Consider the following 12,250-nt stretch of genomic DNA (forward strand, 5'->3'; position numbering starts at 1 on the left):
GCCGGCCTGGTGCGCATCGTCAAAAATCCCTTCGAGGCCATGGTGGCCAAACGCGACCTGTATTTCGCCGTCCACGAACAGGGCAACCGCCAAGTGCAGGCCAACGGCGTGACCTTCGAGGGCTTCATCCCCTCGGACATCGAGATCTACGTCAACATCAGCGCCTCGACCCTCTATCGCAGCCCGGTGCTGACCCTGACCACCGAGGGCGGGGTGGAAGTCGAGGACATCCCCGAGTCGCGCAAACGGGTGATTTCCTTCAACCCTGCCACGGGGCTCAAGGCCTTTCATGTGCATGACGCCCTGCGCGAACTTGAGTGCCCGGCGCAGTACATCAGCCCGCTGGTGCAGCACCTGCCGAAGCTCTGGCAGCTCTACGACAACTACGGCATGACGGTGCTGGAACTCAATCCCATTCGCATGACGCGCAGAAACGACCGCTATCTGCCCGTCGCTTGCGATATCAAGGCGGCCTTCGACGTGGACAATCCCGCTTGGCGGCGCCTGGGTTTTCCCGAGGAAATCTTTTCCACGGAACTGAGCCGCTTCGAGGCCGAAATCAATGTGCTGCGCACCCACCAGGGGCAGAGCGACGTGGTGGAGATCAACGCCCAGGGCAGCATCCTGCCCTTTATGTTCGGCGGCGGCGCCAACAGCGTGACCACGGAAATTCTCGGCGATCGCGCCATTCTGTCCTCGGATTTCGGCGGCAATCCCCCTTACGAGAAAATGAAAGCCATCGCCGACATCACCATGCGCCATTGGCTGCGCCAATCGCGGGTGCTGCTGATCATCGGCGGGCGCGCCAACAACACGGACATCTTCACCACCTTCAAGGGCATGTTTGACGCCCTGCGCGACAACATCCACCTCAATCCGCGCATCCACGTGGTGGTCGGCCGCGGCGGCCCGCGCCTGGTCGAGGGCTTGACCTACGCGCGCGACATCATGGAGCGGTTGCAGATTCCCTATGCCTTCTTCGGCTTCGACAGCAGCATGGTCAGCGTCATTCATTATGCGCTGGAGCTCGATCGCTGGCTGGAGAAAGTGGCCAACAAGGCCCCCGCGCAAACCTTGTCCGAATCGGCTTTCGCATAAAGGAGACCCCCATGCCCGCTACTGCGCCTTTTCCCTATTTCGTCGGCGTGCAAAGCCTGCACGAACTCGCCAACCGTCGCTCGCGGGTGTGCGTGATGAACATTCTCGGCACCGAGAGCGTGCAGGTCACGCCCGTCTCCCATGCCTTCAGCGGCGGCAACATCGTCGCCGGGGTCCAGTACGGCAGCACCGGCGAGGCGCTGGAGACACCCGTGGGGTCGATTCCCGTGTACGGCAGCGTGTCCGAGGTGCTCAAGAGCGGCCACGACTTCGATACCGGCGTGATCTACTTGCCGCCCGCGGCGGTCAGCCATGCGGTGTCGGAACTCTGCGTGCACAACCAGAATCTCAAGCGGATCTATATCGTCACCGAGAAGGTCAGCGCGCGCGATTCACGCCTGATCCGCTACGTGGCGCAGAATCGCCGGGTCGACGTGCTCGGCGCCAATTCCCTGGGCATCGGCAATTCCTGGGATCAGGTGCGCATCGGCGGGGCCCTGGGCGGCGACAACCCCACCGCCTGCCTGAAGCGCGGCAGCATCGCCATCTACAGCAATTCGGGCAACTTCTGCACGACCCTCGCCGAATACCTCAAGACTTGCGGCTTCGGCACCTCGACCATCTTCAGCAGCGGCAAGGACCACTACATCCATTTTGCCCTGGCCGAGTTTCTCTACTGCGCCGAGAACGATCCGCGCACCAAGGCGGTGGTGGTCTACATCGAGCCGGGCGGCTATTACGAGAAACAGGCCCTCGACTGGATTCAGGAGGGACGCCTGCCGTTCAGCAAGCCCCTCATCGCCTGCGTGACGGGACGCTGGAAGAGTCGCCTGGCGCGGCCCTGCGGTCATGCCGGGGCCATGGCCGGCGGTAGCGACGACGCCTTCGCCAAGGAAAGCTGGTTCGACGCCTATTTCGGCGTGCCGGCATTTTCCCTGGCCAATCCCGAAGTGGGACGGCGCGGGGTGCGCGTGACCACCATCCAGGATCTGCCCCAGGCAGTGAAGGCGGTGATGGAACTGCACGGCGAGGCGCCGGACTTCGCGCCCCAGGGCGATCTGTCCCTCAAACCCTGGCTGGTCAATCATCAGGGCCGCGCCCTGCCGGAAGAGTTGCGCCTCAAGCCGGTACCGCCCCTGGAGCCCTACGACCGCCAACTGGCCGAAGCCAACCGCCTGGTGGGCGCCTGCCTGGTGCGTGAATCCATGCGCAACGCCTCCAGCGCGACGCGCGTGGTGGAAGCGACTCAGCAGACCGAACTCCATGGCAAACCAATTCTCGATCTCATCGAGAAGCCCTTCGCCGCCACCTGCCTGTTCGCCCTGCTGCGCCAGGAACTGCCCGAAGCGGCCATCCCCCTGGCCAACCTGGTGCTCAACGGTCTGACGCGGCGCGCCGAGCAGCGGGCCTTGGCCGTGGCCCAACAGGGCCGCGCCCAGGGCTGCACACCCAACGCCTACTTGGCCGCCGAGGTGCTGCTGGCCGGCAACAACCCCTGGTTTCAGGATCTCACGACCCTCGCCGAGCGCCTCATCGACGCCTTCTTCCACGCCACCGACGCGACCCTCGTGCCCGATGACGCCCTGCTGCGCGAAGCTCTCGAATCCCTGACCAACCTGCCCAAGGGGCCGGTCACGGAGGCCGAGGAACGCTGGGCCGTCGAGTGCGCCGCGCTACTGAAAAGCACCGGCACCGAAACCCTGTTGACCCGCTTTGCCGAGGCCTACGCCGACCGGGAGAGACACGCGGAGGAGCGGACCAATCCCCTGAGCCTGTTGGTCGCCGCCGTGCTCCTCGGCTGGGCCTGGCCGGCTTTGAAGAACCGCCGCATTCCCCGCCAGACGGCGGTGGAGTTGGGCATCCATCTGGCCCTGCTGGGGCTGGTCGCCCGGGCCGGGGCCGCGACGCCTCCCTGGCCGCAAGGAGAAGACGCCGATGACACGCGGGATTTTGTCGGCACCCTGTTCCGCAGCCTGTTCGGCCGCGACCCCGGGAGCAACGATCTGTTCGCCCTCAATGCGCTGCTCAATCTCACCGTCAGCAACGGTCCGGGCACTCTCAGCGTCATGGGGGGCAAGGAAAGCGTGAGTGCCGGCAATCATGTCGCCACCGCCTACGCCGGGTTCATGACCAACACCGGCCTCGCTCACGGGGGCAACGGTTTCAAGGCCGTCGCCTATCTGCTGGAGGTGTTTGTCGGGCAGGATCCCTACCAACTGCCCGAGCCGCAGCGCGACCAGCTGCTGCGCCGCCTTGCCGAGGAGCGCGCCGCCGAATTTCTGGCGGCCAAGCGCAATGCCCGCGACACCAAGGCCCTGGAGCCCATTCCCTGCATCAATCATCCGGTGTTTCGTGGCCAGGCCGTCAACATCGATCCGCGCGAGGAACGGCTGCGCACCCTGCTCGGGCAGCGCGGCATCAGCAATCCGTTCCTGGAGTTCTATCACCACCTGGTCAAGGAACTTTTCCGCATCGGCGCCACCCGCAATGTGTTCTGCGTGAACGTCGACGCGGTGATCGCCACCCTGTCCCTGGAGCTGTTCTGGCCGCAGTGGCAGAGCGGCGCGGTGACGCCCGAGGCCATGCAGGACGCCGTGTTTCGCCTGTTTCTCTACGGGCGCATGCCGGGCATCGCCGCCGAAATCGCCGATCATCGCAGTCGCGGCACCGACATGGACTGCCGCACGCCCAACGCGGAGTTGCGCTATCTGAATTAAGTACGCAAAGGGAAGGGGGAAGACCATGAAACGGATTCTGTTGATCGGTTGCGGGGCGGAAATCGGGTCCCTGTTGCTGGGCATGCTGCGGCCCGAGCGCGACGGCCTCGCCATCGGCGCGGTGCTGACCCATGCCCCGGCGACCGATCCGAGTCATCCCCAGCTTTCGCCCCTGGATGGGCTGTGCGCGCGGATTGTCCTGGCCCAGCCGCAACTGCTCGACGCGGTGAGCGTCGAGGACGGCGCGCTGCGCGTCCGTGGCCGCGAAGTCCCCGTCTTCTTCGGCGACATGCGCACCTATCCCCTGGAGAACCTGCCCGGGCCTTTTGATGTCTGCCTCGTCGCCACCTCCAAGACGCATATCGGCGACCCGCAACTGATGGGGCGATTTCTCGGCGTTGCCGGCTATGTGCTCGGTGTCGCCGAAGCCACCCAGCTGCCGGGGTTTTATCCGCCGCTCATCGGGGCGCCGGAGCGGTTTCTGCCGGTCTCCTCGCAACCCGCCGGCCACGAGCGGATTTTTGCCCTGGGCTCCTGCCAGACCAACGGCTGGCTGGCGCAGGTGCGGGCCATGCTCGACCTGGCCGAGGACGTCGAAATGAATCATTTTGACTGGCGCGGCCTGGAGGTCGATATCGTTCATCCGGACACGCCGACCGGGCGGCTCGGCACGGCCTCGATCCGGGCGCGCGAGCAGGATCCGCGCGACAACCTGCGTCCCGGGTTTTCCCAGGTGGAAACCTCCATGGCGCGGCTTTTCCCCGGCCGGCATGCCTTGAGCAGCATTTCCCTGCGCACCCTGACCCTGCCTCCCGGCTATCAGATCTGTCGCTTCTTTTTCCGCTACACCTGCGCCGACGGTTCGCGCCTGGATGCCGGCCGCATCGTGGCGAGTCTCGGCCGCACCGCGCGCCGCCTGCCCTGGATGTTGCGCCTGGCCGAGCGCCCTTACGGCAGTCGCGGTTTCGAGCAATGCGAGGCGGCCGCGGTGGTGCTGCCCCAGGACGCCCTGCTGCGTTTCGCCGATGATCCCTTCGCCTTGCAGGCCGAGGGGGGGCATCCCCTGAGCGAACTGATCCTGCAGGCCTACGTGCACAATACCCGCGGCTATTGCCGCAGCGTCATCGAAGCCATGCGGCATCTGGTCGGCAACCCCGCGCCTCGCGTGTATGCCGCCCTGACTTCCGGGGAGGGCAAGCCATGAGGAATAATCTCGCGGCGGAACTTCGCACCTTCGCGGGCGGCCTGTTCCAGGTGATGTTCGTGGGCGGCCGGGCTTTTTACACCTGGATGATTTTTCTCACCCTGTTCGTCGCGGCGGGCCTGGCCACCTACGTCACCCAAGTGACCCAGGGCATGGCCATCACCCACATGCGCGATCAGGTGTCCTGGGGGTTCTACATTTCCAACTTCACCTTTCTGGTCGGGGTGGCTGCGGCGGCGGTGCTGCTGGTGATACCGGCCTATCTCTATCACTTCAAGGCCATCAAGAAGATCGTCGCCTTCGGCGAATTGCTCGCCGTCACCGCCGTCATCATGGCCATTCTCTTCGTGTTCGTCGACATCGGCCGCCCCGATCGCATCTGGCACATGCTGCCGGGCCTGGGGATCTTGAATTTTCCCTCCTCGATCCTGGCCTGGGACCTGATGGTGCTCAACGGCTACCTGCTCCTCAACCTCGGCATCACCACCTACATCGGCACCTGCACCTACCTGGGCCGCGAACCCGACAAGCGCATCGTCATTCCCCTGATTCTGCTCTCCATTCCCTGGGCGGTGGGGATTCATACCGTGACCGCCTATCTGTACAACGGCCTGCCGGCTCGATCCTTCTGGAACGCCTCGATCCTCGCGCCGCGTTTCCTCGCCTCGGCGTTTTGCGCCGGACCGGCCCTGATGATCGTCATCTTCCAGATTCTGCGGCGGGTCATGGATTTCCAGGTGCGCGACCGGGCCATCTTCAAGCTGGCGGAGATCATCGCCTATGCCATGGCGGTCAACCTGTTTCTCATGGGTGCGGAAATCTTCAAGGAATACTACTCGCACACCTTCCATCTGGCGTCTCTGGAGTATCTGCTCCAGGGTCTGGACGGCAAGACCCGCCTGGTGCCCTGGACCTGGGCCGCCATCCTGTTCAATCTGATCGGTTTTTTTCTCTTTCTGCTGCCGAAAACCCGCCGGAATTTCATCACCCTCAACATCGGCTGCGTGCTGATTTTCGTCGGCATCTGGATCGAGAAGGGCATGGGCCTGATCGTGCCGGGATTTATTCCCGATTCCCTGGGCGAAATTTACGAATACATGCCGTCCTATCGGGAAGTTCTCATCGGCCTGGGCATCTGGGCGACGGGCGGGCTGATCTATACCCTGGCCGTGCGCACGGTGATCGCCCTGGACACCGGCCGCCTGCGGCATCCCGCGGCGCCGCCCCTGATCCCCGATTACGATGAGGAAGGCCCGCTGGCCAGGGATGTGATGAGCGCGAACCCGATCACGGTAAGGCCGGACACGAACATTGCCGAGGCGCGCGCGATCATGAGTTACAGCGGCAGCGGCGGGCTGCCCGTGGTGGACGAGCAGAACCGGGTGGTGGGCATGTTGTCGGAATCCGACCTGATTTTCCACGAAATCCACCAGGAGCCGCAACTGGTGGAAAGGTTCAAGCATTTGTTGCTGCCTAAATTCCGCAGGAAAAATTTCCCCGGGGAGCAGGTGGCGGAAATCATGAGTTCACCGGCCATTACCGCGCGGGAGGATGCCCCGGTGCTGGAACTTTCGCAGATGCTGCTGGAGAACAACATCAAGCGCATCGTCATCGTGGATGCGCTGGACCAACCCGTCGGCATCGTCTCGCGCGGCGACATCGTAAGAACCTTTGGAACAGGGTTTGGCGGTCTACAAAAATTCGTTGAGGAAAATGATTCTCAATTGGAAAAAAATTAAAATTTTAGCTTTTTAATTGTGCTTTTTGATTTAGGTCAAAATAAGCAATAAAAAACTGTTCTAAAGTGCAGGTGAGAATGACGTTGTCAGGTATTTTTCCTTTCCAAACCAGGGAGGTGACCATGAGAAACAGAGGTCGGTGGTGTCAGGCAGTGCTGCTGGTCGTATTGCTGCTTGCCGGGGCATGGACGGTCGGAGCGCAAACCCTGACAGGTGATGCGCGGCGCGGCGAAGCGTTTTATGTCGGAACTCAATCCTTTGCCCAGGGCGGAGCTCCCTGTCTGGCCTGCCACGGCATTGCCGGGGCGGGGCTCGGCCTGGCCGCCGGAGCCAATTTCGGCCCGGATCTGACGGATATGCACGGCAACTTCGGCACCGACGGAGTGCTGTCCGTCCTCGACAGCCTGACGGATTTCGCCAGCATGGAGCCCATTTATGCCGGCCGCCCTCTGACCGCCGGGGAGCAGGCGGACGTCGCCGCGTTTCTCGCCGAGGTGTCGGGACAAACACCGTTTGAAGCCGGTGCCCGGCTCATGGGCCATGTAGCGGTCTGGACGGGAGCTTTGCTGGTGGTTCTGGCCGTGGCGGGGTGGGGGCGCTTCAAAGGTGCGCGACGCCCCCTGGTGGAGAGTGCACGCATGAGAAAGGGAGGTCTGCAATGAGTTGGATAAAGGACATTTTCGATCCCAAAGCGCGGGCCTGGGAAGAGTTCTACCGCAACCGCAACCAGTGCGACAAGGTGGTGCGCAGCACCCACGGCGTGAACTGCACCGGCGGCTGTTCCTGGAACGTGCATGTCAAGGACGGCATCGTTGCCTGGGAACTGCAAGCCACGGATTATCCGCCCCTGGAAGAGGGCATCCCCCCCTACGAGCCGCGCGGCTGCCAGCGGGGCGCGGCTTTTTCCTGGTATCTCTACAGTCCGCTGCGTATCAAGTATCCCTATCTGCGCGGCACCCTCATGGATCTGTGGCGCCAGGCCAAGGCCGTCCATGCCGACCCGGTGGCCGCCTGGGCGTCCATCGTCGACAATCCGCAAAGTCGCAAGAGCTACCAGAAGGCGCGCGGCAAGGGCGGTTTCCGGCGCAGCAGCTGGGACGAGGTCGAGGAGATCATCTGCGCCTCGATCATTCACACCATCCTCAAGTACGGTCCCGACCGGCTGGTCGGGTTCTCGCCGATCCCCGCCATGTCCATGCTCAGCTTCGCCGGGGGCTCGCGCTTCATGCAGCTGCTGGGCGGCGTCAACCTGAGCTTCTACGACTGGTATTGCGATTTGCCCAACGCCTCGCCGGAAATCTGGGGCGAACAGACCGACGTCGCGGAAAGCGCCGACTGGTACAACAGCAAATACATCGCGGTGATGGGTTCCAACGTCAACATGACCCGGACCCCAGATGCCCATTTCCTCGTCGAGGCGCGCCACAACGGTTCCAAGGTGACGGTGCTCTCGCCGGATTTCAGCATGACCTCCAAGCACGCCGACTGGTGGATTCCCGCCCATGCCGGACAGGACGGCGCCTTCTGGATGGCGGTCAATCACGTCATTCTCAAGGAATTCCATCACGACGCCAAGACGCCCTATTTCCTCGATTATCTCAAGCGCTACACCGACAGTCCGTTCCTCATCCAGCTTGAGAAGAAGGGCGCGGGCTACCGCCCCGGGCGCATGCTCACCGCCGCCGTTCTGGCGGATTACCAGGACGAGGAAAACGCCGGCTTCAAGTACCTGGTCTGGGACGAAAATGATCGGGCGCCGCGCATGCCCCTGGGCACCCTGGGCTTTCGCTGGCAGGAGAAAAAGGGCGAATGGAATCTCCAGCTCAAGGACGGCAAGACCGGCCAGGAACTGGCGCCGGCCCTGAGCCTGCTGGACGGCCAGGCCGAGGTGCTTGAGGTCGGTTTCGATGACTTCGCCTCGGGGCACGCGCAAAAGCGCGGCGTGCCGGTGCGTTACGTGGAAACGGCGGCGGGGCGGGTGCCCGTCGCGACCATCTTTGATCTGCTCATGGCCCAGTTCGGCGTGGGTCGCGGCCTGCCCGGCGACTATCCGCGCGATTACGATGACGAACAGAGCGCCTACACCCCGTCCTGGCAGGAGAAGTTCACCGGCATCGACCGCGCCAACGTCATCCAGTTCGCCCGCGAATGGGCCGCCACCGCCGAGAAGACCCAAGGCAAGTGCTCCATCATCATCGGCGCCGGCATCAACCACTGGTACCACGCCAACCTCATCTATCGCGCCGGAATCGTCGCCCTGATGCTGTGCGGCTGCGTGGGGCGCAACGGCGGCGGGCTCAACCACTACGTCGGCCAGGAAAAGCTCGCGCCGGTGGCGCCCTGGGCGACCATCGCCGGGGCGCTGGACTGGACGCGGCCGCCGCGCTTCCAAAATACGCCGTCCTTCCACTACGTGCACAGCGATCAGTGGCGCTACGAGCGCACCGCCGACGAGGTGCGCGTCAACCCGGTGGCGGAGCAGACGCCCCTCACCTCGGATCACACCATCGATCATCAGATCCGCGCCGTGCGCAGCGGCTGGCTGCCGTTCTATCCCCAGTTCGACCGCAGCCCCACGCAGGTGGTCAAGCAGGCCGAAGCCGCCGGCGCCGCCGACAACCAGGGCGTCATCAACTGGACCGTCAAGCAGCTGGCGGACAAAAAGATGAAATTCGCCGTCGAAGACCCCGATGCGCCCGAAAACTGGCCGCGCATGTGGATCATCTGGCGCGGCAATGCTCTCATGTCGAGCGCCAAGGGCCATGAGTACTTCCTCAAGCATTACCTGGGCACCCACCACAACAGCGTGGCCCAGGAAACCGCCGAGGAGTCGGTGTAGGACGTCAAGTGGCACCCGCAGGCTCCCGAGGGCAAGCTCGACCTGGTGGTGGACATCAACTTCCGCATGGATACCTCGGCCCTTTATTCGGACATCGTGTTGCCCACGGCGACCTGGTACGAAAAGGACGATCTCAACAGCACCGACATGCATTCCTTCATTCATCCCCTGCAAGCGGCCGTGCCGCCTTGCTGGGAATCGAAGAGCGATTACGACATTTTCAAGGGCCTGGCCAAGCGCATCAGCCAGATGGCCGAGGTGCACCTGCCCAAGCCGGTGCGCGACATCGTGGCGGTGCCCTTGCAGCACGACACGCCCGCCGAAATGGCCCAGCCGACCATCAAGGACTGGAGCAAGGGCGAGTGCGCGCCCATCCCCGGCAAGACCATGCCGGGCCTCGCGGTGGTGGAGCGCGACTACGTCAATCTCTACAACCGTTTCATCTCCTTTGGACCCGCCGCGCGGCAGAACGGCATCGGCGCGCACGGACTCTCCTGGGCCATCGAGGATATGTACGATGACCTCAAGCGCACCAATCCGACCGTCAAGTGGAACGGCCAGGATTATCCATCACTCTCCGACGCCCGCGAAGCCGCCAACATCATTCTCGCCCTGGCGCCGGAAACCAACGGTGAAGCCGCCTATCGCGCCTTCAAGGCCGAGGAGAAGAAGGTCGGTCTGCCCCTGGTCGACCTGGCGGAAAACAACCGCGACGTGCGCACCACCTTCGCCGACATCGCCGCCAAGCCTCGGCGTCTGCTGACCAGCCCCTGCTGGAGCGGGCTGACCAACAACGGCCGCGCCTACACCTCCTACAGCTTCAACGTTGAACGGCTGGTGCCCTGGCGCACCCTCACGGGCCGCCAGCATTTCTATCTCGACCACGAGGGCTACATCGCCGCCGGCGAGCACCTGCCGACCTACAAGCCCAAGCCCGATCCGAGCAGCTTGCAGGACATCGTGGTAAGCAAGCCGGGCGAAAAAAGCATCATGCTCAACTACCTCACCCCCCACGGCAAGTGGGGTATCCACAGCACCTACGGCGACAACCACCGCATGCTGACTCTCTCGCGCGGCTGTCATCCCTTCTGGATCAACGACCGCGATGCCGAGGAGATCGGGGTGGTGGACAACGACTGGGTCGAGGTGTTCAACGATCACGGCGTGGTGGTGACCCGCGCGGTGGTGAGCGCCCGCCTGCCGCGCGGCATCTCCCTCATTTACCACTCGCCGGAACGCACCATCGGCGTCCCCAAGTCGCCCTTGCGCGGCAACCGCCGCGCCGGCGGGCACAACAGCCTCAACCGCGTGCGCCTCAAGCCCAACCTGATGCTGGGCGGCTACGGCCAGTTCACCTATGGCTGGAACTACTGGGGACCGACGGGGGCCAACCGCGACACCTTCATCCTGGTGCGCAAGCTTCAGGGTGAACCGCAGTATTGACGGGGGTGGGGTAGGGGCGAGGCGGTGCCTCGCCCAGGGCGACCCACCGGGTCGCCCCTACGACGACCACGGAAACTTCGAACGGCTGAACGAGGAGTCACGCCATGAATATACGCGCACAGGTCTCATCGGTCTTTCATCTCGACAAGTGCATCGGCTGTCATACGTGCAGCATCGCCTGCAAGAACATCTGGACCGACCGCAAGGGGTCGGAATACATGTGGTGGAACAACGTCGAAACCAAGCCCGGCACGGGCTATCCGAGTCGCTGGGAGGACCAGCGGAGCTACAAGGGCGGCTGGGAAAAGGTCGGCACGCAGCTGCGGCTCAGGATGGGCGGCCGCGGCGGCACCTTGGGGAAGATTTTCCACAATCCCCACCTGCCGACCATGGACGATTACTACGAGCCCTTCACCTACAAGTACGAGGATCTCACCCATGCCGCGGCCGGTGATGATCAGCCCACGGCGCGGCCGGTGTCGATGGTCAGCGGCAAGCCCATGAACATCGAGGCCGGTCCCAATTGGGACGACGATCTCTCGGGGTCGAACATCTACGCCGCCAACGATCCCGGCGTGCTCAAGCTCAGCGCCGAGGAGCAGGCGCAGATGTTCGCCATCGAGAAAATGGTGATGTTCTACCTGCCGCGCATCTGCAATCACTGCCTCAATGCCGGCTGCGTGGCCGGCTGTCCCTCGGGGGCGATCTACAAGCGCGGCGAGGACGGCATCGTGGTGATCAGCCAGGACAAGTGCCGCGGCTGGCGCATGTGCGTCTCGGCCTGTCCCTACAAGAAAACCTATTACGGCTGGAACACCGGCAAATCGGAAAAGTGCATTCTCTGCTATCCCCGCCAGGAAGCGGGCGAAGCGCCGGGCTGTTTTCACTCCTGCGTGGGACGCATCCGCTATCTCGGCGTGCTGCTCTACGACGCCGATCGCATCGAGGAGGCCGCCATGCGCGAGGATGGGGATCTCGCCGCCGCGCAGCGCGACCTGATTCTCGATCCCCAGGATCCCCAGGTGCAGGACGAAGCGCGCAAGGCCGGACTGCCCGAGCAGGTCCTCGACGCGGCGCGGCGTTCGCCGGTCTACCGCTTCGTCAAGGAATGGGGCATCGCCCTGCCGCTGCATCCCGAGTTTCGCACCCTGCCCATGCTGTTCTACGTGCCGCCGCTCTTGCCGGTGCTGTCCAAGGAACAGCAGGGCAC

The 12,250-nt window shown here is 63.8% G+C and carries 6 protein-coding genes and 1 pseudogene; all 7 read left to right on the forward strand.

Annotated features, from left to right (window positions below):
• A partial coding sequence (locus tag QAT43_RS10985) for an ATP citrate lyase citrate-binding domain-containing protein (RefSeq protein ID WP_305043120.1) occupies positions 1 to 1,098 on the forward strand: 1,098 nt, incomplete at its 5' end.
• A gap of 11 nt (positions 1,099 to 1,109) precedes the next feature.
• Positions 1,110 to 3,815 (forward strand): hypothetical protein, encoded by a 2,706-nt coding sequence (locus QAT43_RS10990; RefSeq protein WP_305043121.1) that lies wholly within the window; start codon positions 1,110 to 1,112, stop codon positions 3,813 to 3,815.
• Positions 3,816 to 3,840: 25 nt separating this feature from the next.
• Positions 3,841 to 5,019 (forward strand): hypothetical protein, encoded by a 1,179-nt coding sequence (locus QAT43_RS10995; protein ID WP_305043122.1) that lies wholly within the window; start codon positions 3,841 to 3,843, stop codon positions 5,017 to 5,019.
• On the forward strand, positions 5,016 to 6,758 hold the full coding sequence (gene dsrP / locus QAT43_RS11000) for a sulfate reduction electron transfer complex DsrMKJOP subunit DsrP (RefSeq protein WP_305043123.1): 1,743 nt from the start codon (positions 5,016 to 5,018) through the stop codon (positions 6,756 to 6,758). The genes QAT43_RS10995 and dsrP overlap by 4 nt, the downstream gene beginning before the upstream one ends.
• A 122-nt stretch (positions 6,759 to 6,880) precedes the next feature.
• Positions 6,881 to 7,420, forward strand: coding sequence for a hypothetical protein (locus QAT43_RS11005; protein WP_305043124.1), 540 nt, complete (start codon positions 6,881 to 6,883; stop codon positions 7,418 to 7,420).
• Positions 7,417 to 11,040, forward strand: a pseudogene (locus QAT43_RS14880) (nitrate reductase subunit alpha). Before QAT43_RS11005 ends, QAT43_RS14880 begins: the two are co-directional and overlap by 4 nt.
• 104 nt (positions 11,041 to 11,144) lie before the next feature.
• Positions 11,145 to 12,250 (forward strand): nitrate reductase subunit beta (gene narH, locus QAT43_RS11020; RefSeq protein WP_305043125.1); only part of this gene is annotated, 1,106 nt, incomplete at its 3' end.

Origin of the sequence: Geoalkalibacter sp. (assembly GCF_030604225.1) — a bacterium.
Taxonomy (GTDB): Bacteria; Desulfobacterota; Desulfuromonadia; order Desulfuromonadales; family Geoalkalibacteraceae; genus Geoalkalibacter.

Coding starts and splice junctions, on each gene's coding strand:
- QAT43_RS10990 (WP_305043121.1), top strand. CDS start 1,110: ATGCCCGCTACTGCGCCTTTTCCCTATTTCGTCGGCGTGCAAAGCCTG.
- QAT43_RS10995 (WP_305043122.1), top strand. CDS start 3,841: ATGAAACGGATTCTGTTGATCGGTTGCGGGGCGGAAATCGGGTCCCTG.
- dsrP (WP_305043123.1), top strand. CDS start 5,016: ATGAGGAATAATCTCGCGGCGGAACTTCGCACCTTCGCGGGCGGCCTG.
- QAT43_RS11005 (WP_305043124.1), top strand. CDS start 6,881: ATGAGAAACAGAGGTCGGTGGTGTCAGGCAGTGCTGCTGGTCGTATTG.